This is a genomic window from Anaerolineae bacterium, from assembly GCA_016931895.1.
Taxonomy (GTDB): Bacteria; Chloroflexota; Anaerolineae; order 4572-78; family J111; genus JAFGNV01.
Genome location: JAFGDY010000158.1, coordinates 1 through 25,478 on the forward strand (window position 1 = coordinate 1; position 25,478 = coordinate 25,478).

General features: G+C 55.7%; 8 protein-coding genes and 1 tRNA gene. 6 read left to right on the top strand and 3 right to left on the bottom strand.

Features of this window, described 5'->3' with window-relative positions; translation table 11 throughout:
- Both JW953_12100 and tsaA read right to left on the bottom strand, forming a co-directional pair.
- Positions 1 to 84, bottom strand: a tRNA-Leu gene (locus JW953_12100).
- Positions 85 to 125: 41 nt separating this feature from the next.
- Positions 126 to 914, bottom strand: coding sequence for a tRNA (N6-threonylcarbamoyladenosine(37)-N6)-methyltransferase TrmO (tsaA, locus tag JW953_12105; protein ID MBN1993435.1), 789 nt, complete (start codon positions 912 to 914; stop codon positions 126 to 128).
- 159 nt (positions 915 to 1,073) lie between these two features.
- Here tsaA and alr point away from each other — a divergent pair, with 159 nt between their 5' ends.
- Positions 1,074 to 3,614, top strand: coding sequence for an alanine racemase (alr, locus tag JW953_12110; GenBank protein ID MBN1993436.1), 2,541 nt, complete (start codon positions 1,074 to 1,076; stop codon positions 3,612 to 3,614).
- A 16-nt stretch (positions 3,615 to 3,630) separates the two neighbouring features.
- The gene (locus JW953_12115; GenBank protein MBN1993437.1) at positions 3,631 to 4,803 is read left to right on the top strand and encodes an aminotransferase class V-fold PLP-dependent enzyme; all 1,173 of its coding nucleotides are present in this window, start codon (positions 3,631 to 3,633) and stop codon (positions 4,801 to 4,803) included.
- 3 nt (positions 4,804 to 4,806) lie between these two features.
- Here the strand turns inward: JW953_12115 and JW953_12120 are convergent, their stop codons facing one another.
- Positions 4,807 to 7,056, bottom strand: coding sequence for a DNA translocase FtsK (locus JW953_12120; protein ID MBN1993438.1), 2,250 nt, complete (start codon positions 7,054 to 7,056; stop codon positions 4,807 to 4,809).
- 548 nt (positions 7,057 to 7,604) lie between these two features.
- On the opposite strand from JW953_12120, the gene dnaE reads away from it, so the two are divergent.
- The 4 genes from dnaE (at position 7,605) to JW953_12140 (ending at position 25,299) form a co-directional block, all read left to right on the top strand.
- Positions 7,605 to 11,288: a DNA polymerase III subunit alpha gene (gene dnaE / locus JW953_12125; GenBank protein MBN1993439.1), complete on the top strand. Its 3,684-nt coding sequence runs from the start codon at positions 7,605 to 7,607 to the stop codon at positions 11,286 to 11,288.
- A gap of 173 nt (positions 11,289 to 11,461) precedes the next feature.
- Entirely contained in the window at positions 11,462 to 12,619 is a 1,158-nt protein-coding gene (locus JW953_12130; protein MBN1993440.1) for a 6-phosphofructokinase, read from the top strand.
- A 236-nt stretch (positions 12,620 to 12,855) separates the two neighbouring features.
- A complete protein-coding gene (locus JW953_12135) occupies positions 12,856 to 16,908 on the top strand; it encodes a GAF domain-containing protein (GenBank protein ID MBN1993441.1) in 4,053 nt (1,350 codons plus the stop codon).
- Positions 16,909 to 17,187: 279 nt separating this feature from the next.
- A complete protein-coding gene (locus tag JW953_12140) occupies positions 17,188 to 25,299 on the top strand; it encodes a DUF11 domain-containing protein (GenBank protein ID MBN1993442.1) in 8,112 nt (2,703 codons plus the stop codon).
- The last annotated feature ends 179 nt before the right edge of the window (positions 25,300 to 25,478 follow it).

The window sequence follows — 25,478 nt, forward strand, 5'->3', positions numbered from 1 at the left end:
TGCCGAAGGTGGGACTCGAACCCACACGAGGCTACCCTCACTACGCCCTGAACGTAGCGCGTCTGCCAGTTCCGCCACTTCGGCGCGAGCCAATTTTTTAGCGCAAGTTCAGCGGGCATTATACCTCAATCGGTTTGCCCCGTCAATTTAAGATCGCCTATTTCCTTTTGCCGTAAGATCTTCATCTCTTCCTCAATAAAATTGTCCACCAAAAGTTTATACATCCCTTCCACTACATCTGGATTAAGGCCGGCGGCCTGGGCCAATTCGCGGCGGCGGCGCATCACCTCGGCGTAGCGGGCCGGGGCGCGGATCTCCTCGGCATTCTTTTTGAAGTTGACAATCTGCCGCACAAACCCGGCCCGGTTGCCCAGCAGACGAATGATCTCGGCGTCAATCAGATCAATGGCCTGGCGTGTTTCCTCAATACTCTGCGTTTCTCTCACCTCCAATTGCTGGTGAGGCAGGTCAACGTCAAAGTAAGACGCATAAGGTTTTATATCCAGCACCGGCGTTCCATCCAAGGCGTCTAGACCAAGCACGGTGATGACGTTATTCTCAATAGTTTTAATACCAACCACCGAAGCCCCAATGGGGTTAGGCCGAAACTGGCTGCGGGTGGCAAAAACGCCCCTCAAAGGGTTTTCGAGATTGTGGCGCGGGTGTAATTGCAGGGCTACCTCTTCCGGCCGGATTGAGTGAAAATAAAACAGAACCAAAATGTCTATCCCCGCGGCCAGGCCCATTAAACCCGGCTCAAACTCCGGCGTTATCACAATTTGGGCCGGCTGCCCGCGCATTTCTTCGGGGGGGGTATTGCTTTTGAATTGACTTTTGACCACGCCGATCGGCGCAAGGGTGATGGCTTTGCTCACAATGATACTCCCTGTTTCATAATGGTGATAATGCTGCATTGTGAATTGATAACGGATAATTGTCAATTATAAAGGGGGTTCATTGGTCATTCTCTTGGATAATGTGGTACAATTTCCAGAACTTGGGGATTAGGGATAACTTATTTCCTCCTTCCTAATTTTGGCAAATTTTACTCGTAGCAGGAGAATGATTGCCTTATGATTTACCTTGATGATGTGCTTGCGGCCACCAAGGGAACGCTGCGCGGCGCTGCCGGCGCCACCGAATTCAGCAGCTTTGCCTTTGACTCGCGCCAGCTCGAGCCGGGCCAACTTTTTTTGGCCGTCAAAACCACAACCGGCGATGGGCACGACTTTATCGGCGATGCCCTACAGGGAGGAGCGGCCGGCATTGTGTGCGAAGACCCCCGGGCCGTGCCCGACAATCGTGACGAAGCCACCACCATTGTAGTGCCCGACATTCAACAGGCTCTGACCGACTACGCCGCTTACATTCTGCGCAAATATCGCCCCCGTGTGGTGGGTGTAACCGGCTCCAGTGGCAAAACCACCACCAAAGAAGCCATTGCCGCCGTATTACAAAAGCGATACCGCGTGTTCAAAAATATTGGCAGTTACAATGGTCGCTATGGGCTATCCATCTCGCTGGGCGAACTTGGCCCCGAGCACGAGGTGGCCGTGCTGGAAATGGCTTGCGATAGTTTTGGCGAAATCGCCGAATTGGCCCGCATCACTCAACCCCAGGTGGGCGTGATCACCACCATCAACCGCACTCACCTGGCCTACCTGGGCACGTTGAACAATATTGCCGCTGAAAAGGGCCGTTTGATCGAGGCCCTGCCCTTCAATGGCTCGGCCATTCTCAACGCCGACAACGCCCATGTGGCCGGCATGGTGCCGCGCACCCAGGCCCGCATTCTCACCTTTGGCCTTGCCTCCGGCGCCGATGTGCACGCCACCGACGTGTCGCTCCGGCGCGATGGTTTAACCTTTACCCTGCACTACGAAGGTCGTTCTTACCCTGGCCGCATCCCACTGCTGGGCCGGCACCAAATTTATACGGCCCTGGCCGCCGTAACCACCGGCCTGGTTTTTGACATTTCCCCGGAAACGGCCCTGGCCGCTCTGCAAAACCTGCCTCGTGTGCCGGGCCGGATGAATCCCCTGCCCGGTAAAAAAGGCTCGCTCATTGTAGACGACACCTTCAACGCCAGTCCCGAGGCCACCATGGCCGCCCTGGATACCCTGGTCGAGTTGCCCGGCGCGCACAAAGTAGCCATCCTGGGCGACATGCCCGATTTGGGCGACATTGAGCGGCAGGCGCACCGGCAAATTGGCCGTTATGCCGCCACTCGCGTTGAACGCCTGGTGACCAAAGGCGAAGCGGCCCAGGATATTGCCGCTGCCGCCCGCGGCGAGGGGATGGGTATTCACGCGGTCCACGTTACTTTTACCGGCGCCGACGCCGACGCTGCCGTTGAGGATATGTTGTCTCCCGATACGGTGGTGTTGGTGAAAGGCGGGGCCGGGGTAAGAATGGAAGGAGTGGTGCAAAAATTATTGGCCGAGCCGCAGCGCGACCGCTGGCAGTTGGTCCGGCAGGGCGCCGCCTGGGCCCAGGTGCGGCCCCACCAACCGGCCCGGCCCACCTGGGTTGAGGTAAACCTGGAAGCCATCGCCAACAATGTGCGCTTGCTGGCGCAAATAGCGACCCCGGCCAAAATCATGGCTGTGCTCAAGGCCGACGCCTACGGCCACGGCATGGTCAAAGTGGCCCGGACCGCCTTAAACAACGGCATCGCCTGGATTGGGGTGGCCACCCTGGGCGAAGCCATTACCCTGCGGCGGGCCGGGCTTGATATTCCCATTCTGGTGATGAGTTATATGCCGGCCTGGCAGGCCCACGAGGCCATTCTGCACAATGTGCGAGCCACTATTTTTAACCAGGAATTGGCCCAGGCCTTTAGCCGCGCCGCCGCCGACCTTAACCAGACCGCTTACGTGCACGTTAAGGTTGATTCCGGCATGGGGCGCCTGGGCCTGCTGTCCCACGAGGTGTTGCCTTTTTTGAAAACCATTGACTTGCCCGGCCTGCGCATCGAGGGGATGTACACGCACCTGGCCACCGCCGACGAAGCCGACCTGAGTTACGCCCGCGAGCAGGTCCGGCGTTTCCAGGTGTTGTTGCGGCAATTGGAGGAAGCCAAATTGCGCCCCCCGCTGGTTCACGCGGCCAATACGGCCGGCCTGGTCAATTTACCTGAAGCCCGTTTTGATATGGTGCGGCCCGGCATTGGCCTGTACGGTTTGCCGCCTTCGGCGGACACACCGCTGCCCCCAGGATTTTGGCCCGCGCTTACCTTTAAAAGCACCGTGGGGCAGGTCAAAACTCTGCCCCCTGATAGCCCCATCGGCTACGGGGCCACCTATCGCACCACGGGTGAAGAAACCATCGCCATCATTCCGGTCGGTTACGCCGACGGTTTCCGTCGCGCCCCCCGCACCTGGAAAGAGGTGTTGGTGAAAGGCCGGCGCGCGCCGTTAGTGGGCCGGGTGAGCATGGACCAGGCCGCCATCAACGTGACCCACATCCCCAACGTGCGCCAGGGGGACGAAGTGGTGCTCATTGGCCGGCAGGGCGGCGAAATCATCACCGCCGAGGAAGTGGCCGAAAATCTGGGCACAATCAACTATGAAGTGGTCAGCGAATTGCTGGCCCGCATCCCCCGGGTATCTTGACAAGGAGATATGAAAAATGACCACCGACACTGAAAAGATCGCCCAAATTCGCCAAATGATGCCTGCCGCGCAAAACAAGGTTTATTTAAATACCGGCACGTGCGGCCCTTTGGCCACCCTCACAACAGACGCCATGAACCAGGCCAACACGCTTGAATTGGCCGAAGGTCGAGCCGAGCTGGGCGGGTTCAAACTTTTGGGAGAGACAATGAACAATTTGCGGGCCGCGTTCGCCCGTTTGGTCAAGGCCGGGCCGGCGGAAATTGCTCTCACCCACCACACCACCGAGGGCATGAACATTGTGGCGCACGGCTTGAGCTGGCAGCCGGGCGATGAAATTGTCACCACCACCTCGGAGCATGAGGGTGGCTTGCTGCCGGTGTACGCGCTCAAGCAGCGGCATGGGGTGGGGGTCAAAGTGATTGACATTACTCCAGACGAAGTGTTGGCGCAGTTAGGGGCTGCTATTACGCCCCGTACTCGTTTGTTGGTGATTTCCCACGTTTTATGGAATACGGGCGCGCGCCTGCCCCTGAACGATATTGTGGCGCTGGCCCACCGGCGTAATATTTTGGTGCTGGTGGATGGGGCGCAGTCGGCGGGGGCCATTCCCCTGGATTTGCCTGCCAGCGGCGTTGACTTTTACGCCCTGCCTGGCCAAAAGTGGCTCTGCGGCCCGGAAGGAACGGGCGTTTTGTATGTCCGCCAAGACCGGCTGTGTTTGGTGGCGCCAACGTTTGTGGGGTTCTCAACGCTGGAGGACGTGAACAGTTACGATTTTACCGGGTATTTTTTGCCTGCGCGAGATTCGGCGCGGCGGTATGAGGTGGGCACAATTTACAGACCGGGGATTAAAGGCATGCTGGCCAATTTGACCTGGCTGGAGGAAACCGTTGGCTGGGATTGGATTTACGCCCGCATTGAGCTTATGGCCGATTATGCCCGCACTGCCCTGAGTACGTTGCCTGGCGTAACCGACTTGACCCCGCCCGGCCCCCAGGCCGGGCTGGTAACGTTTAATGTAGCCGGGTTGGACCCGGCCAAAATGATGGTGAAACTGGCTCAGGAAGGGATAATCTTGCGCTTTATCCGGCATCCTTACGCGCTGCGGATCTCTACGGGGTTTTATAATACCAAAGAGGATATTGACCGGCTGGTGGTTGCTTTACAAAACTACCGCCGGGAGTGAGCCTTAGGCCTCGCCCGCCACGTCTTTCTCAAACTCAGCATAATCTGCTTCATCTTTTTCGTCGCGCCACAACACCTCGCGGGGCCGGCTGCCCTCTGCCGGGCCGATGACGCCCTCTTCTTCCAATTGGTCTATCAGGCGCGAGGCGCGGGGATAGCCAATGCCCAATCGCCGCTGCAATAGGCTGGTGGAAACGCGGCCCGACTCAACCACCAGTTTGATGGCTTCTTCCAGCATGTCGTCTTTGTTGGCTTCTGCCATAATATCGGCCCACGGCAATTTGGTCTGCGTCTCTTCCACCTGCCCCCGGCTGCCAACGGCCTGGCTAGACGTACCGCCGGCCGCTTGCCAATATTTGACCAGGTTGCGGATTTCGGCATCGGACACAAAGCAGCCTTGCAGGCGGGCCAATTTGGGGGAATCGGTGGCCATGTAGAGCATGTCGCCCCGCCCCAACAATTTCTCTGCGCCGGGACTATCCAAAATCACCCGCGAGTCAATCTGGCTGGTCACGGCAAAGGCCAGGCGGGTGGGGAAGTTGGCCTTGATCAGGCCGGTGACTACGTCTACGGACGGCCGCTGGGTGGCGATGACCAGGTGGATGCCGGTGGCGCGGGCCATCTGGGCAATCCGGCAAATGTGGCGTTCCACTTCGTCCGGGGCCAGCATCATCAGATCGGCCAGTTCGTCAATAACCACTACCAGGTAAGGCAGCCGTTCCCCTTTGACACCCGCCTTGCGGTTATAGCCCCCGATGCCGCGCGCCCCATTAGCGGCAAATAATTTGTAGCGGCGTTCCATCTCGCGGGTCACCCAGGCCAGGGCGCCCACCACGTGCTCAAAATCGGTGACGACGGGCGCAAGCAGGTGGGGAATGCCGTTGTAACTGGTCAATTCCACCATTTTGGGGTCAACCAATAAAAAGCGGAGTTGTTCCGGGGGGTGGGTCATCAGCAAGGTGCAAATCATGGCGTTGATACACACCGATTTGCCCGACCCCGTGGCGCCGGCAATCAGCAGGTGCGGCATTTCGGCCAGCGGGGCTGATACGGCCTGCCCGGATACCCCTTTGCCCAGGGCCACCCGCAGCGCGCCTTTCCCCTGTTTGAAACTGTCGTCTTCCAGCACCCCCCGCAGGGAGACCATTGTTTTTTCGCTGTTGGGCACTTCAATGCCCACCAGGGGGCGGCCCGGCACCGGCGCTTCAATGCGAATGGGGGCCGCAGACAGAGCCAGGGCCAGGTCATTAGACAGGGAGACCACTTTGTTAACCCGGACGCGCTGCGGCATAATGGTGCCGTCGGGCAGTTTGCGTTCCAGGGTGCCCAACTTAAGCCCAAATTGGGTTACGGTGGGGCCGCGGTTGATTTCGGCCACTTCCGAAGGGATGCCAAAACCATGCAGGGTCTCTTCGATGATCTGGGCCTGGTAACGGGCGTTGGCGCTATGGGTCGGGTCTTTGGTGGGTGGGGCTAACAGATCCAGGGGTGGCAGGCGATAGCGCGTTTGGGGCATGGCGGCCAGGGCCTGTTTGGCCGTCATGGCCGGCTTTTGGAGAGGTCGGGTTTTTTCGGAGGGCTTTTTTTGTTTTTGGCGATTTTTGCCGGTTGGTTCAGCCGTTTCAACTTTAGCCGTTTCATTGGCGTCCGGCTGGAGTTGGTGCAAATGGCGCTGCGCCCAACTACTGGCCTGTTCGGCCCAACCGGCGGCATCGGTGGCCGTAAGCCGAAAAACTAAACCCAGGGCGGCCAGGCCCACGAGCAGCAACACCAGGCCCGTGAACGGCCGGCCAATCAAATCAAGCAAAAAAATGCTGACACCCCAGCCAATAAAACCGCCCCCGGCCCCATGACGGGCCAGGCGCAAGGCCTGGTCGTTATCCCCGGCGGCCACAAGGTGGGCGCCCGCCAGGCCAACCACAAACAGCACTTCCCCGCCGATGATGATGTCGAGCGGCAGGGGTTGGGCCTCGTCCCGCAGCCGGCCAAAGGCCAGCAGGCCGCCCAAAACGCCAAGCAAAATGGTGGCCGGAATGGCCCCCCAGCCAAACAGTTGGCTAAAAAGAGCGGCCCACCATTCGCTGAGCGCGCCGCCGGTCAATGAAAGAAGGCTGAGCAGGGTAATGGCGCTCAACAACAAAAGCAGGCTGCCAATGATCTCTTGCCGGTAGGGATGCAGCCGGGCCATGATTTGTTCAACGGTTATTTGCAATTGGGTGGGGCCGGAAGCGGCCTTCTTTTTTCTAACGACCATAGACTTACCATAATATTTTTACACCTTATAGTCTACTGTGCTTTTTATACTATGTCAAGTTGATTTTTCCGCATAAGGTTTGAAAACGAGATTTTGACATAAGACTTTTTTATGCCAAAACACAGATGCAAACGGGTAGATGAAGGCAATGCCTTCATCTACCCTGGGTAAAACCCGGAACGAATTTGCGAAATGTTGGGCTAAGTTCTTTCCAAAGTCAAAGCGGTTCGCCACCTTAAAATTCTGCCAAAGTAAGGCCATAATCGGGTCAACCGTCCCCCAAATCCGCAAAATTGTGGTATAATAAAAAATAACCCTCTAAAACATTTGTTCTATTATTTTGTCGGGCTTTACCACAATATGTGGGGTACATTTTTATATAACCTCTACATTTTGGGGTGTTGGGCTTAAAGCATAAATATTTTGGTTCTATAATTGGGCAAAATGTATGGCGTATTGCCTAACGCTTTTGGATACGGAATACGCAATACGCCATATTATGTCGGTATTTTTTAGGTTTCACCTTTCACCATAAACTCAAGGCGCGTATGTCAGATTTTGTCCATCTCCACGTTCATAGCGAATATTCCTTGCTGGATGGCCTGGGCCGCACTGCCGACCTGGCCAAAGAAGCGGCCCGGCTGGGCCAACCCGCCCTAGCCCTCACCGACCACGGCGTTATGCACGGCGTCATTGAGTTTTCGCGCAATTGCAAAAAACATGGCGTCAAACCCATTATCGGCGTGGAAGCTTATCTCACCATGCACGGCCGCCCTATGGCCGGCCGCGACCCCAACCTGGACAAAACCCGCCATCACCTGCTGCTGCTGGCCCACAATACGGCTGGCTACAAAAACCTGCTCAAACTTTGCAGCGACGCCCAACTGGAAGGCTACTACTATCGCCCCCGGATTGACGCCGATTACCTGGCCGCCCATGCCGACGGCCTTGTCTGCACCACCGGCTGCATGGCGGCGGAGATTCCCTGGCTGCTGAACAGCGCCGAGGGTCGCCCGCCCCAGGAAGAAAAAGCCCTGGAACGTTTGCACTGGTACCTGGACGTGTTTGGCCGCGACCGTTTTTTTATTGAGTTGCAGGAACACAGCATCCCGGAACTGACCCGCATTAACCACACTCTTTTTGATTGGTCCAAAAAGCATAATATTGATCTGCTGGTGACCAACGATGTGCATTATGTAACTGCCGCCGAAGCCAAAGCCCACGACACCTTGCTTTGCGTGCAAACCTCCGCGCTGGTCAAACAGCCCAACCGGATGCGCATGACGGATGATAGTTATTACCTGAAAAGCCTGGACGAGATGAAGGCCGTTTTCCGGCCCCTGGCCGATTTGCCGGAGAGCGCCTTCACCAATTCCCTTAAAATCGCCCAGATGTGCGCCGTTGATTTGGAAGACGACAACTACCATTTGCCCAACCTGCCCGCCGGCATTATGCCCGCCGGCCACACCTACCAAACCTTTCTCCGCCACCTCACCGACGAGGGCCTCAAACAGCGTTATGGCGAGCGAGCCAACGCCCCCGAAATCCAGGCCCGCAAAGAACACGAATTGAACATCATCCACGGCATGGGATTTGACGTTTACTACCTGATTGTGTGGGACCTGTGCCAGTACGCCCGCCGTCGGAACATTTGGTGGAACGTACGCGGCTCCGGCGCGGGTTCTATTGTGGCCTACGCCACCGGCATTACCCTGATTGACCCGCTCAGACACAACCTCATTTTTGAGCGGTTTTTGAACCCCGGCCGCATTGAGATGCCTGATTTTGACCTGGATTATCCTGACGACCAGCGCGAAGAAATCATCCGCTACGTTATTGACCGTTACGGCGACGACCGGGTGGCCCAGATTGTGGCCTTTGGCCGGATGAAGGCCCGGGCCGCCATCCGCGATGTGGGCCGGGCGATGGACGTGCCCTTGAGCGAAGTGGACGTGCTGGCCAAACAGATCAGCGCCATTCCCGGCAAACCGGCCACCATTGATACCACCCTGGACCCCGACCACGAATTTTTCTCCCCGGAACTTAAAGGCCAATACGACAACGTGGACTACGTGCGGGAGTTGATTGATGCGGCCCGCAGCCTGGAGGGAGTGGCCCGGCACGCATCGGTGCATGCCGCCGCGGTTATTATTACCGACAAACCGCTCACCGAGTACGTGCCCGTTATGCGGCCGCAAGGCTCGGTGATCACCAAATCCATGACCCAGTTTGAGTTTCCGGTGTGCAATTCCATTGGCCTGCTCAAAGTTGACTTTCTGGGCCTCTCTACCCTGACCATCATGCGGAAAGCCGCCGAATTGATCAAAGCCCGGCACGGCCTGGAATTCAACCTGGAAAACATCCCTATGGATCAGCCCGAAGCCTTTAAAGACCTGCCCGATTTCCCCCCTCCGGAAAAAGCTTTTGAGCTTTTGGCCGGCGGCAACGTAACCGGCGTATTCCAGGTGGAAGGCGGCGGCATGCGCCGCGTGCTCACCGATATGAAACCCACCAAATTTGAACACATTGTGGCCGCCATTTCCCTCTTCCGTCCCGGCCCTATGGAATATATCCCCACCTACATCAACCGCATGCACGGCCAGGAGAACGTTGAATACAAACATCCCCAATTGGAACAGATTCTGGGCGACACGTACGGCATCATTGTGTATCAGGAGCAAATCATCCAGGTTGCCTCGCAGTTGGCCGGTTACGCGCCCGGCGACGCCGACCATATCCGCAAAGCGGTTGGCAAAAAAATCAAGGCAAAAATTGACGAACACCGGGCCAAGTTTATTAAAGGCGCGGTTGGCAATGGCATTGCCAAACCCGTGGCCGAGGCTATTTACGGCGACATTGAGTTTTTTGCCCGCTACGGCTTCAACAAGGCTCACGCCGCCGATTACGCCCTGGTCACTTGCCAAACCGCTTACCTTAAGGCCCATTTCCCCATTGAATATATGACCGCCCTGCTCACGGTTGAGCGCCATAATACCGAAAAAATTGGCATGCTGGTGGGCGAATGTAAAACAATGGGCCTGGAAGTGCTGCCGCCGGACATCAATTCCAGCTTCATTGAATTTGTCATTGAAGACCGGGCCAATCAGCCGCCGGCCATTCGGTTTGGCCTGGGCGCTATTAAAAACGTGGGCGAAGGCCCTATTGAGGCTATCCTGAACGCCCGGAACGAGGGTGGAGCGTTTACCGATCTTGACGATTTTTGCAGCCGGGTTGACCTGCGCCAGGTAGGCCGCCGCGCTCTGGAATGTTTGATCAAAGTGGGCGCGCTGCCGGGCCACTTTGCTTCGCGCCCGGTTCTGTTAGCCATCATTGACCGGATGATCAACCTGTCCAGTTCCACCCACAAAGCGTCCGATGCCGGCCAATTGAGCATGTTCGACCTGGGCGGTTTTGAAGCGCCGCGCACCGGCTCTATTCTCTATCCTCCCCCTGAAGTGGAGACAATTAGCCAAAAAGAAATTTTGCGCTGGGAAAAAGAGTTGGCCGGAACCTATTTATCTGAACACCCTATGCAAAAATATTTGGCGGCCATCAAAGCCAGCAAAGCCACCATGTTGGGCGAATTGGATGAGGCCATGCACGGCCAGCCGGTGACGGTGGTAGGCATGATCAGTTTTATCCGCCAGCACCACACCAAAAAAGGCGATCCCATGGCCTTTGTTGAAATTGAAGACATCCAAACCTCACGGGAAGTGGTGGTTTTTCCCAGAGTGTATGCGGCCCACAAAGCCTTGCTGGTCAGCGGCAATTTGATTATGGTGCAGGGCAAAGTAGACGCCCAAAACGGCAACTTGAAAATTCTGGCCGATACGATTTCTAATGAACTGACCAGTTATTACGCTGCCGGTGAAACGTCTGCCCCGCCTGTTCAGCCTAAAATCAACGGCGGGCCGCCCCAACCGGGCCAGGCCAAACTGGCCGAGGTGAACGGCCCTTATCAAACGGTTCAGGTAGAAAGCGCGCCGGCCCAAGCAACCCATCTTAAAGTCCTGATTCCCCGCACCGGCAATTTGAGTCAGGATAAACACCGGCTGAAAACCGTCTACACCCTGCTTACCCAACATACCGGCGCAGACCTTTTCAGCCTTTACATCCCTTGCGGCGACAAAAAAATCCAGGTTGATTTTCCCAACCAAACCACCAAAGACAGCGCCCATTTGCGCCAACAATTGGTGCAACTCTTGGGCGCTGGCACGGTGCGGACAGAATAAATTATTGACAGATTCTTGAGGTTAACCTATACTGCCTGACGACAAAAAAATAGTAAGTTGGAAAATGAACCGCAGGAGGCGGGAGGATTACCGGCACGTGATGAACCAGGGGCTTGATTCAGGCCCCTTTTTTAATTAAAGATACATAGTTTCTGCACAAAGGAGTTACCTCAATGAAGATCGGTATATTAACCGGCGGCGGCGATGTGCCGGGCCTGAATCCCTGCATCAAGGCGGTGGTCAATCGCGCCGTTGAAGAAGGCCACACCATTTTGGGCATCCGCCGTGGCTGGCGCGGCTTGCTCAACTTCAACAAAAATGACGATGCCGGCGCCAAAACGTGGCTGTTGCCGCTGGATAAACAAACCGTGCGCACCGTAGACCGCACCGGCGGCACTTTTTTGCACACCTCTCGCACCAACCCCGCCAAAGTCAAGGCGGGCAGCATCCCGGAATTTCTGCGCAAACCCGGCTGGAACCCTGAATCCAGAGAGTGTCTGGATTTTACCCCGCACGTTCTCAAAAACCTGGAACACCTGGGTGTTGATGTGTTAATTCCCATTGGCGGGGACGATACCTTGAGCTATGGCCATCGTCTCCATACCGAAGGCTTTCCTATTGTGGCCGTGCCTAAAACTATGGACAACGATGTGCACGGCACGGATTATTGTATTGGTTTCTCCACTGCCGTCACCCGCAGCGTGAATTTTATCCATAATTTGCGCACCAGTGTTGGCTCACATGAGCGTATTGGCATTATTGAGCTTTTTGGCCGCAACTCCGGCGAGACCTCCCTCATCTCCGCTTACCTGGCCGATGTAGACCGGGCCATCATTTCCGAAGTGCCCTTTGACCCGGAAAAATTGGCTCAATTACTCAAGCAAGACAAAAACAACAACCCCAGTAATTATGCTCTGATGACCATCTCCGAGGGGGCCTCGTTGATTGACGGCAATATTCTGGAGCGGGGCGCAGAAGACGCCTACGGCCATAAAAAACTGGGCGGCATTGGCGCAATTACGGGCGACTTGTTGAAAAAACTCACGGGCGAAAACATTATTTACCAACAGGTAGCCTATTTAATGCGTTCCGGCACCCCAGACTCGGTTGACTTGATGGTTGGTTTTAACTTTGCCAACATGGTGATGGATTTGATTGCCCAAAAAAAGTTTGGCCGGATGGTGGCCCTGCGCGAAGGCAAATATACCGACGTACCGGCCAATATTCTTTCTCAGGGCGTCAAGCGAGTAGATGTGGATGAGTTATATGATATTAATGCCTATCGGCCTAAAGTGCGCCACGTGAGCCAAAAACCCCTGTTTCTTTACTAAGGGTTTGTTCAGATTTTATTTCCAAAACAAGCCAATTACCCCAAAAAAGTACCAATAAACCGCCTTGACTTGCCGCCAGGGCCATGTTAAACTGATTTTATAATCCTCTGAACATGCCCGTATGTTCAAAACTCAGCAAGATATTCTCAGGATGAATGATTGGCAGGGATTATGCTTCTTTCTGAATCCTGTTCGGCACCCAGGCGCGTAATTTACCAGCAGCACATGGTCTATATATGAAAACAGTGACCGGCTCTCCCAGAAATGAGTTGCTCCAAAAATCCACCAAAATACCCGTCCTGTTGCTCATTTCTATGGCCATTATCTTCAATATCTTGGCCCCCATTTTTGCCTTCAACTGGACGCAACAGCCGTTTTTAGGCGCGTTTTTTTATCCCCAACTGGTGGCCGCAGACGCATACAATCCAGATTGGAACGCCCGTAAACTGGGCCTGCAAGCCGCCGATGTTTTGTTAAGCGTTGATGACCGGCCGGTTTCCTCAAACCGCAGCCTCAACTATCTTCTGCGGCAAAAACAGGTCAGTCAAACTGTTACCCTGCACCTGGCGCGAGAGTCTGCGCCGGCCAATACCGCCGACACCTTATCTGTTTTCCTGACCCCATTTTCTTTGAAAGATTTTGTTATCTTTTTCTGGTTGCCCTACGGCATTGGCCTGGTGTATCTGCTCCTGGGCGTGCTGGCCTACCGCCTGGGTGGCGGCGAGCGGGTGGGGGAAACCTTTGTCACTTTTTGTGTTTTTGTTTCAATGTTCACCGGGGGGCTATTTGACCTCTACACGTTCAATTTTCTGAGCTGGCTTTGGGCCTTTGTTTTACCCCTGTCCGGGGCCAGCTTGTTGCACCTGGCTTTTGTGTTTCCCAAAGAAACGCGCCTGGCCCGGCGCAGGCCCTGGTTGCGGGTTATGCCCTATCTCATTGCCCTGATTTTGGGCGGTATCAATTTGTATAGCTTTTACTTTGCCGCCAATCCTCGGCTTTATTTGAGTCTTAGGCTGTGGGATTTTAGTTTTATCGGGCTAACGGTAATTCTATTTTTTATCTTGCTTTTTGACGCTCGCCTGTCCACCCTCTCTGCCCTCACCCGGCAGCAAACCACCATCATCCTGGTGGGCAGTGTGATTTCGTTTGGCCCAATTGCCATTTGGGCCATTGTTAACGCGCTGGGCTTTGATGCGCCATTCTCTGCCCCCATCTTTACCATTGTGTACACGCCCTTTATTGTTTTTCCGGTGAGCGTGGTTTATGCCACGCTGCGTTACCGTTTGCTTGATCTGGATATTGTTTTTAGCCGGGGAGTGGTATACGCCCTGCTGACGCTGGTGGTTACCATCGGCTATTTTTTAACGGTCAGTTTTGTGGGCATTCTGCTGCAAGATACAAACCTCTACCAAAGCCCCATTATTTTGGCGATGTTTGTTTTGCTGCTGGTCATTTTCCTGGAGCCAATCCGAGACAAACTGCAATCAATGGTCAATCGTTTGTTCCTGCGCGAAACCTTTGATTCCAGAGAAATGTTACAACACTATGGCCGGCAGCTCATTGGCGCCCCCTTAAATACCGACCGGGTTTTGGATTTGCTGGTCAAACAAGCCAAAGAAGCCTTAAATCCGGCGCATGCCCTTGTTTTTTTAAGAGATTCCACGCAGGGCGCTTTTGTCATCCGCGCCCAGCCAGATGACAAAAGCGGCTCCGTTGAAGTGCGTTTTGGCCTGAGCGATGAACTGGCCCAATGGCTGGCCGATACCAACAATATTTTGCAACTCACGCCCGGCGGCGCTACCCCGGCCAATGCCGACATCTCCCGTGAGGAATTGGCCCGGCTCAACATGCTCGATATTGCCCTGTGCGTTCCCCTGTTAGGGTCCAAATATCTCCTGGGTTGGCTGGCGCTGGGTTTTGAAAAATCTGGCCGGCCTTATTTAAGCAGCGATCTGGTTTTTTTAGCCACCCTGGCCAATCAAACCACCATTGCCCTGGAAAACGCCCAACTTCTGGAAGAAGCCAATCAACGGGCCGCAGAATTAGAGGCCCTACAAAAAATCTCTGCCGACATCCAGGCCGAAGTAGAACCCGACAGTTTGCTTACTTCCGTTGTTGAACGGGCCACTCATCTATTGAATGCCGAAGGCGGGATGGTGTTTCTGTTGGAGCCGGATGGGGCAACGCTCAAAGTGGTGGTCAGTTATAACCTGGATAAAGATTATACCCATTACACCCTCAAAGCAGGTGAAGATGTAGCCGGCCGGGTAGTGATGCTGGGCGAGCCGGTGACAATAGACCATTACCACAGTTTCTCCGGCCACTCCACCCAATTTCAAGCGGCCAAATTTGGCCCGGTTCTGGGGGTGCCCTTGCGTTGGGCCGGCAAAGTGCGGGGCGTTTTGCAATTGGTGCACCGGCCCAGGGGCTTGCGCTTTAGCCAAGACGACGTTTGGCTGATGGAATTTTTTGCCACCCAGGCGGCCATTGCCCTGGAGAAATCACGCTTCTTAAAACAGGCCCAAGACCGGGCCAGCCAATTGGCTACGTTGGGCGAAGTCAGCGTAGCCATGAGTTCCACCCTTAATCTTGACCAGGCCCTGCAACAAGTGATGAATCGCGCCGTTGAAATTCTCCACGCCGAAGCCGGCTCTTTGCTGCTGGTAGACCCCCGGGGCCAAGAATTGACCTTTGAGGTGGTTTTGGGGCCAACCGGAAAGGACCTGCTTGGCCTGAAAACCCCAATAGGCAAGGGCATTGTGGGCACGGTGGCCCAAACCGGCGCGCCGCTCATTGTTAATGATGTTATGGCCGACCCCCGCTTCAATGTTGCCTTTGACGAAGCCACTGAATTCAAAACAAAAGATATTCTCTGCGTGCCCATGATGGCCCACGAGCAGGTAGTGGGGGTGATTGAGGTGATCAACAAACTGGATGGCTCTGTGTTTAACGAGGACGAATCCAACCTGTTGATGGCCTTTGGCGCGCAGGCGGCCATTGTAATTGAAAACGCCCAAATTTTTACCCGCACCGATGAGGCCCTGGCGGAGCGCATTCAGGAACTGCAAACTTTGCAGATGTTTGATCAATCCCTGCAAACCTCGCTTGATCTGGACGTGGTGCTGGATATCTCTCTGACCCACTTAATGGATTCCCTGGGCGTTTCCATGGGCCTGATGGGCGTGGTGAGAAATGACGATGAACCGGGGATATACTTGCTGGCTCAGCATGGTATGCCGATGGAAATGGGCCGCTACAAAAAAGACCCCTGGCCCTTGAGCCGGGGCGTTATGGGCCGCGTAGCCCGCACCGGCGAAATTGCCTGGATCAACGACATTACCGAAGCCGAAAACTACGTGCCCAAAAACCATCGCACGCGCTCTTTATTGGTGGTGCCCGTGCTGCGCGAGGACAGAGTGATTGGCATTATTGACCTGGAGAGCACGGACCCTGATTACTTTACCAGTGAAGACGTGGCCTTTGTTAAATTGCTGGCCAGCCACGCGGCTATTGCTATTGACAACGCCCGCCTGTTTGAGCAGGTCAAAGAAGCCAACGACGCCAAAACAGAATTTATGAACATTGCCTCGCACGAGCTAAAAATTCCTATGACCAGTATTAAAGGCTACACCAAACTCATGCAAATGGGGGCGGGCGGCACGCTATCGGAGCAGCACAACGAATTTTTGCAAGTTATTATCAATAGCGTGGACCGGATGGCCCGGCTGGTGAACGATCTGTTGGATGTCAGCCGGATCGAGGCGGGCCGGATTCGGCTGGAAATTACCGACGTGCAAATGCGGGACGTCATCAACGAAGTGATCGAGGCCGTGCAAACGCAAATTGACAAAAAGAAGCAACATCTTATCCTGGACATGCCCGACAACCTGCCCGAATTACGGGCCGATTACAACCGGATGGTGCAGATTGTCACCAACCTGGTCAGTAATGCCTACAAATATACCCCCACCGGCGGTCAGATCAGTATTACGGCCCAACCTTACCCCAACGAAGCAGGGGAGGGCCTGGCTGTCACCGTTAAGGATACGGGCTACGGTATTTCTGAAGAAGACCAGGCCCAACTTTTTACCAACTTCTTCCGCGCCGCCGACCAAAATATCCGCGATGAACCGGGCACCGGCCTGGGTTTATCCATCACCAAAAACATCATTGAGTCTCATGGCGGCGAGCTTACCTTTGAAAGCGAGTTGGGTAAAGGCTCCGCTTTTACCTTCACCCTGCCTCTCATCTGCAAAGTCCCCCCCGGCGTTGAAGTGATCGAACGATAAGTTTTTATTCACCCGGTTCAGTAAAAACAAAATATAACCCCATCGCGTAAAAACCGTAATATTTTGTAATAAACCCCTTACTTTTTTCCTATATTTTTCTTTAACCTCAGCCCAAAATCTTTATAAACCGTTAGGGTCATGCTACCCCAAAATATGGTATCCTGGGGGCATAACTAAAGCTGCAAACTGGGAAAAAATCTTTATTGTGGCCTCAGCTACTTTCACCAAACGGCAATTGATGGCAGGTAAATGGGGCGATATTGTTGCGAGGGTAAACTTATGTTCAAACAAATCGTAATTGACCTGGTAAAAAGCAGAACCCATTGTTTAAGGCGGCCAAAGCGCAGCCCCGGTTTCAATCTGCGCCACATTTTTAGCTGGTTATGGTTAGGAATGTTCATTTCGTTCCTCTTTTGGCCGGCAACGCCGGCCCGGGCGCTTCCGGCAGGCTTTCAAGAATATTACGTGCTGGGCAATGAAGAGCAAATCTATGATATGTTTGATTACATAGATACCGGCAGCAATATTACCAGCAACCAGATGCGATCTGTAGTAACGGTAGTGGCTACCACCGATAACCAAGTATTTTATTACGATCACTGGGAAGATGGCTTTGAGGCCGATATTTTTAGCCCCATCCAATCATCTACCGAGATTTATGGCGATGGTGATCCCGATAATGGCGGCTCAGGCGCCGATATTTTAGGCGTTGGCGATATTGTTTTGCTTAAAAGCGATGGCAGCGGTTCCGGCATCAACGCCCTTATTCCGGTAAATCCCAGAGACACGGCCGACATCCGTTATGATGGCGGCGATTATCTGGTCAGTACGGGCGGGCCCATTGACCTGGCCCACGCCATGTGGCCCCAGGATGGCACCTGGATAGGCGGCGCCTGGGAGGTATACTCGCTCCAGGCCTGGGAAAACAGCTTTTCCTTTCACATCCCCGTAGGGCAGGATATGGGGGGCGATTTCACTTATGCCTGGCTGCAAATTGGCGCGCTACACCATAATACCACGGTTACCATTGATAACGGCAGCCAAACCCTCACGGTCAACCTGGATCAAGGCCAAACGTATTCCAGCCTGGGGGCCATTGATTCTCAATCCTCAACCCCCATCACCATCAATAAAGGCACAACCATTTCCTCTGATAAACAAATCCAGGTTGGCTTGGTTTCCGGGAGTACCGGCACATTTCAAACCCGTTTTTTTGTTATGTTGCCCGATATGTTATGGGGCACGGAATATATTGCCGCCGTTCCCCGGACCACCGCCTCCAATGAAGCCCAAATTTATCTCTTTAACCCCAACAACCACAGCATTACGGTGGAGGCTCACGATACCGACGGCAACAACCTCATTATCATTCCGGCCAATGATGTGGCTGTCTACTCCCAACAGGCAGGTTATGTCCCTATTGGGTCGGGGGTACGCTTAAATTCCGACGACATATTTTGGGGCGTAGTCACGGCTGACACTTTAAGTACATCATACGACTGGGGCTTCTCTTTGATCCCCACCGTATTTTTAATGGACGACTACTATGTGTGTTGGGCCCCGGGCAACGTGCTGGCCGATATTACCGATGGCACAAATGCCTCGCCGGTTTGGGTAGCCCCCGTAGCCGACAACACCACCTTTTATGTGGACTATGGTCCGATTGATGGCGTGGTAGACGAAACCTTCACCCTTGACGCCCTGGTTACGCGCCGCATTTTTGACCCCGATTACGATAACACCGGCATGCGCATCTGGGCTACCAATAAGTTTGTCCCCATTTGGGGCGTTGACCCGGCCTCTCTGGAAGCCGGCGATGGCTACCTTGACCTGGGCTATACCGTTCTGCCCCTCAACCAGGGCTGGCTAGACCCCGTTCTCACCCTGGAAAAAACAGCCAGCCCGGAAATATTACCCGTAGACGGCGGGACTACCACTTTTAACCTGCAAGCGCATACCCACGGTCCGTCACCTGTTACCAATGTTAACATCACCGATACCCTGCCCATCAGTTGGACCTATCTACCCGGCACCTCCCTGGTCACCTACCCCGATGGCAGCACGGCCGCGCCCGAACCCAGCGTGAACGGCCAAACCCTGTTCTGGAACCTTTCGCACACAATGGATTCCAACCAAACCCTGGCCGTCCAATTCCAGGCCCAAATTCAAACCGGCGGTCAGGTGGGCGCCGCCATCGCCGACGATTTTGAAACCGGCACAGTATACGATGGCGGCAGCGGCAGTTGGACCGGCAACTGGCAGGAGACCGGCGAAACCACCAGTCAAACCGGCGGTAATATTCGGATTGTGGACCAAGACGATGATGTTAATGTTACTCCCTACGGGGGCAGTAAACAATTGCGCCTTCAAAATGATAACCGCACCATTCATCGGGGCCTTGATTTAAGCGATTTTGCCAGGCCGGTTTTGCGTTTCAAACGTTATTTCCGGTCGTTTGAGGGCAGCGAAACCTTTGGCGTTGATATTTCGGTAAATAACGGCGATTCTTATGCTTCGCTGCTAAGTTGGACAAATCCGGTAACCCAGAACGTTTGGGTGCAAGAAACAGTAGACTTATCGGCCTACATCACCAGTACCGCCCGGATCCGTATTCGGGGGATCAGCGGGGCCGGTGACGATGATTATGCCTACTTTGACGAAGTAGAAATTTACGACGCCGCAGTTGTCAGTGAAAACCAGGGTCTGGCCGTTGGCAATTACAACAACCATACCTTCAACGCCACCGACAATGCCGTTGTTGCTATCAGCGCCCTCGACCTGGAAAAAACGGTTGACCGCTCCATCGCCGAAATTGGCGACAGCCTGGTTTACACCTTAACCTACGAAAATAGCGGGGCTATCACCACCACCGGCGCCTATATTGACGATCTGGTTCCGGTGGGCACAACCTTTGCCGCTGCCTCCGGCGGCGGCGCCTATATCAGCGCCACCAATACCGTTCGCTGGAGTCTGGATGAGGTAGCGCCGGCGGCCACGGATTCAGTTACCTTTACCGTAACCGTCAACAACGAAACCCTTAACGGCGCGGAAATTGAAAACTTTGGCCGGATTGACAGCGACCAGACCGCCCTGGTGAATAGCAACCGGGTTAGAACTACCGTGCAGGCCCCGGACCTGAATCTCACCTTAGCCGGGCCAACCATAGCCGCCCCTGGCCAGGTAGTCACTTATACCCTTACCTACGCCAATAACGGCGATGCCGCGGCCACCGGCGTGATCATCTCTAACACTATCCCCGTTTCTATGACCTACCTGGCTGGCAGCCTGGCCATTAACACCGGCAGCGGCTGGGTTTCTTTAAGCGATGCCGTTGATACCGACGCCGGCCAATACGTTGGTACAACCGTCGGGGTTCTGCCCGGGGTTGTTTCCGGCGCCCTGGCCGCAGGCGAAACCGGCCAGATCCGTTTTGCCGTTACCATTGCCCCCACCATGCCCCAAGGTTCAACCCTGGGCAATATTGCCCAAATTGACAGCGAGCAACTGCCCCCACAAAACTCCAACCTCTTCTCCATAGACATCAGCCCCCTGTCTCTCTCTAAAGTCGGCGACCGCTCGATAGCCACCGCCGGCCAGACCATTGTGTTTACCGGCACGTATGCCAATAACGGCAGCGCGGTTCTAAACAACATTTTGCTGATTGACAGCATCCCGGCCAACACCCAACTTATCTCCGGCACCGTGGCCGCCGGCGGGATGGATGCCGTGGCCTACTCCACCGACCACGGCGTTACCTGGAACAGCGGCTTTACCAACCCTGTTTCCGTTACCCATATTCGCTGGAGTAGGGCCACCTTGCCCATTAGCCAAAGCGATACCGTTAGTTTTCAGGTTAAAGTGGCCGACCCGCTGCCGGGCAATACCACCATTCAAAACGAGGCCCGCATCACCAGCACCCAAACCGCCGCTTCCGGCTGGCTTTACTCCAACCTGGTTTCCATTGGCACGGTTGACCTGACCCTTTCCAAAATCGCCTCCGGCGCGTTTGTCCGGGCGGGCGACCCCATTACCTATACCCTTACCTACGGCAACAGGGGTAGCGTGGCCGCCACCGGCGTGGTCATTACCGATCTGGTTCCGGCCCAGACCGCTTACGTGCCCGGTTCCATCTTTGGCGCCGGCGCTGACGACAGCGACCCGGCAGAAGTAGCCTGGAATCTCACCGTTCCGGCCAATTCCGGCGGGCACAAAATCGGCTTTGTGGTCGCCGTCACCGATACCGCCGCCCCGGGGACATCTATCTACAATACCGCCTCAATGGCCAGCGCCTCCGACAACGCCACCAGCAATCAGGTTCAGGTAACCGTGGCCCAGGATGGCGTCACCATCAGCCCCAACCGCAGCAACAACACCCACGACCAGGGCCAGCAAGTTTGTTATGGCCATACGGTGGGCAACACCGGCAATCTCACCAACACCATGGAACTGACCACTGCCCACAATGCCTGGACTTCAGCCACCGTCACGTTTTACCGGGATTACGACGCCGACGGCAATTACGACGCCGGACTGGACACCACGCTGACCGATACCAACAGCAACACCACGGTTGATACCGGCGAGCTGCTCCCCGCCGGGCAGATCAATATCCTGGCCTGCTTCACCATTCCCGCCGCCGGCGTTAACGATGGCGATGTTGACACCCTCACCGTTCAGGCAGCCACCGCCGCCGGCGACGCCTACACCAGCCAGGTGATGGATGTGACCACCGTCCGCATCGAAAACTTCCTGACCATAACTTCGCCCGCGGTGGATTTGGTCACTAACACCACCACAATTAATTACAGCGGCGTTACCAACCCCAACGCCACGGTCATCATTACCAACACTGCTACCGGCGTGGTGTACAATGTAACCGCCGACGGTTTTGGCAACTTTGCCACCACCATCACCACCACCCTGGGCGCAAACACCATCACCGCCCAAAGCACCGACCTGGACAGCGACGTGGCCGCCGACACCCGCACCGTCACCCTGGTTTCTGACCCCACCGACAGCAGCAACTCCGTCACCATCATCCAGCCCACGGCGGGAACCATCACCTCCACCGCCGCCCTCAGTGTTACCGGCGCCACCGACCCCAACAGTGTGATCACCGTAACCATTGGCAGCGCCGGGCCATACACCACCACCGCCGATAACGGTGGAAATTTCAGCCTGACCGTCACCTTGCCGGAAATAGGGGCCAACACCATTGAGGTTACTTCAACCGACCCCTTTGGCAATGTTGACACCGATACCTGCGTTGTCCAACTGACCAACGACGGCACCGACCTGACCAACACCCTGGTTATCACTACTCCCACCGCCGGACAGGTTTTTACCACTTCCGTTGTTAGCGTGGTGGGGCAGACTGATCCGGGCAGCGCTATCACCATCACCGTCAGCACCGGCGACGTGGTCACCGGCACGGCCAACCTCACCGACGGCACGTTTGACCTGGGCGGTGTTGATCTGGTGACCGGAACCAACGTAATAACCGTGGTCAGCGCCGACCCCTACGGCAATCTCGTCACCGAAACGCTGACCGTTATCTTGACCAACGACGACTCGCCCGGCGCAAATACTATCACCATTACCGCCCCGGCGAGTGGGCACATTACCACCACCACTTCAATTGAAGTGGCCGGCGCCACCGACCCCGACAGCGTTATCACCGTCACCACGCCGGCCAGCGCGTTCAATATGACCGCCAACGACAGCGGCGCTTTTTCCGGCGCGGTCACCCTGCACTACGGCCTCAACACCATCGTGGCCGTCTCCACCGATGTCTATGGCCAGGTGGCCACCGATACCATTCAGGTGCGCCTGACCAATGATACCACCCCAGGCGGCAACGATGTAGCCATCATCTTCCCGCCGGTGGGTTACGTAACCACTACGGCTACTCTTCCGGTTACCGGCACAGCCAATGCAGATAGTGTCATTACCGTCACCGTTGGCGTTAACGGCCCGTATACCACCACCGCCGACAGCAGCGGCCTCTACACCGTCACCGTTACCCTGCCCGTAACCGGAATGAATACCATTGCCGTTACCGCCACCGACCTGTACGGCAACCAGGCAACAGCCACGCGGCAGGTTCAACTCACCAACGACAGCACCCCCACCGGCGCCGACGTGGCCATCACCTTCCCGCCGGTAGGTTACACCACCACCGACCCCTCCCTGATCGTCACCGGCACGGGCGACCCCGGCGCAGCCATTACCGTTACCGTAGCCGGGGATGGGCCGTTTACCACCATTGTTGACAACAGCGGCCTGTTTACCGTCAGCGTGACCCTGCCCACCGCCGGAATCAATACCATCGTGGTCACTGCTACCGACGTTTACGGCAACGTTGACACCGCCAGCCGCGACGTGGAACGCCAGCCCTTCATCAACTTCAACGCCGGGGCCTACAGCGTGGATGAAGGCGATACGGCCACCATTACCGTAACCTTGAGCGCGGCGTCCAATGTAACCACCACCGTGACCTATGCCACCGGCGACGGCACGGCCACGGCCGGCAGCGATTACACCGGGGCCAGCAGTGTTCTGACCTTTGCGCCGGGGGTCACGCTCCAAACCATCGCCATCCCCGTTGCCGCCGACGGGTTGGATGAAAACAATGAAACATTTACCCTCACCTTGAGCGCGCCGGTGAGCGGCACTTTGGGCGCCACCGCCAGCGCCACGGTGACCATCAATGACGGCGACGACCTGCCAACCGTCAACTTCAGCAGCGGCAGCCAGAGCCTTGGTGAAGGCGCGGGAGTCTACACCGTCACCATCGAATTGGCTGCGCCCTCCGGTTTGGATGTAACTATTCCCTTTACCGTTTCCGGCACAGCCACCGAAGGCAGCGGCGATGATTTCACCATCAGCAGCAGCCCGGTTACCATCCCGGCGGGCCAAACCGGCGTGGTGATCACCATTACGCTCAACGAAGACACACAGGCCGAAGACGACGAAACCGTTATTTTAACCCTGGGCAGCCCCACCAACGCCACCGTTGGTTCAACGGGCAGCCATACCCTGACCATTAACGACAACGACTTTACCCTCACCCCGCACGTGGCTGGTAGCGGCTCAATTGGGGTGGACCCGGATCAAACTACTTTCACCTCCGGCAGCGTGGTTACGCTGACGGCCAGCGCGGAGCCCGGCTGGACCTTCACCACCTGGAGCGGCGATCTATCCGGCAGTGCCAACCCCATCAACACCACCATGACGGCCAATAAGGAGGTAACGGCCACTTTTACCCAGGCGGAATACACCCTGCAAACCGTGGTTGTGGGCAGGGGTTGGATTTTGACCAGCCCGGCCAAATCTACCTACAGTTATGGCGAGGTGGTCACGCTAACGGCTTTTGCCGACTTTGGGTGGACGTTCAATGGTTGGGATGGCGACCTGTCCGGTTCGGCAATTTCAGACACGCTGACGATGACGGGTAATAAAGTTGTTACCGCCACCTTCAGCCAGGATGAATATACCTTAACTGTGAGCACCGTGGGCAACGGTTCGGTGGTGAGCAACCCGGTTCAATCCACCTACACCTACGGCGAAGTGGTCACCCTGACCGCAACTGCGGACCCCGGCTGGACCTTTAGCGGCTGGAGCGGCGACGTGGTAAGCAGCGACAACCCGGACACCGTCACGATGACCGGCGACAAGGTGGTTACAGCAACCTTTACCCCCAATGGATACATCCTAACCGTAACCGCCACCGGCAATGGCTCGGTGGTGAGCAACCCGGTCAAATCCACCTATGCCTATGGCGAAGTGGTCACGCTTACCGCCACAGCCGATCCCAGCTGGACCTTTAGCGGTTGGAGCGGCGACGTGTCCGGCAGCGCCAATCCGGCAACCATCACAATGACCCACGATAGCGCGGTGACGGCTACTTTCGCCGCCGCCGATACTTCCACTACCTTGGATTTCAGCAAGAGCGCGGTGGATGTTGATGGGGCGCCGCTGTTTGTGGCCGATACCGTCCGTTACACCTTGCAGGTGAAAAATACCGGCACTACTTACACGGCTTTCAACGTGATCGTTACCGATACCTTGCCTGCCGGCGACGTGACCGTGGTTGGTACGTCCTCGTCAAAGGGTTCTCTTTCCGGCAGCAATCAGTTGATATGGAACGTGGGCCAGGTATTGCCCGGAGAGACGGCTACTCTGGAGATTACGGTCACGCTTAACAGCGGCACGGTGGGCAAGTCGGTCATCAACACCGCTGCCCTGTTCAGTGACAATGCTCCCGCCCACCTGGTGGCCGTTTGCGCCGACGGCAGTGCGCCTAATGGCGCGGTTTGCGCGACCACGCCCCAGGAATCTCCTTTAGAAGCAGGCGGCGTTTTCTTGCCGATAGTGATTAAGGGCCGTTAATCCTGTTTGGGGACGCGGGGGGTAACTATTAATCTTGCCAGTTGCTCTGAGGCCATAGGCCGAAGAATCTCCATGCGGCCCTGCTTTGCTTTGTTTTTGGTATACTGCATGGAGATTCTTCGCTCGTTCCTCGCTCAGAGCAACTGTGATTTAATTTTATCAAAAACGACGCACATCAA

Coding starts and splice junctions, on each gene's coding strand:
- tsaA (MBN1993435.1), bottom strand. CDS start 914: ATGCAGCATTATCACCATTATGAAACAGGGAGTATCATTGTGAGCAAA.
- alr (MBN1993436.1), top strand. CDS start 1,074: ATGATTTACCTTGATGATGTGCTTGCGGCCACCAAGGGAACGCTGCGC.
- JW953_12115 (MBN1993437.1), top strand. CDS start 3,631: ATGACCACCGACACTGAAAAGATCGCCCAAATTCGCCAAATGATGCCT.
- JW953_12120 (MBN1993438.1), bottom strand. CDS start 7,056: ATGGTCGTTAGAAAAAAGAAGGCCGCTTCCGGCCCCACCCAATTGCAA.
- dnaE (MBN1993439.1), top strand. CDS start 7,605: ATGTCAGATTTTGTCCATCTCCACGTTCATAGCGAATATTCCTTGCTG.
- JW953_12130 (MBN1993440.1), top strand. CDS start 11,462: ATGAAGATCGGTATATTAACCGGCGGCGGCGATGTGCCGGGCCTGAAT.
- JW953_12135 (MBN1993441.1), top strand. CDS start 12,856: ATGAAAACAGTGACCGGCTCTCCCAGAAATGAGTTGCTCCAAAAATCC.
- JW953_12140 (MBN1993442.1), top strand. CDS start 17,188: ATGTTCAAACAAATCGTAATTGACCTGGTAAAAAGCAGAACCCATTGT.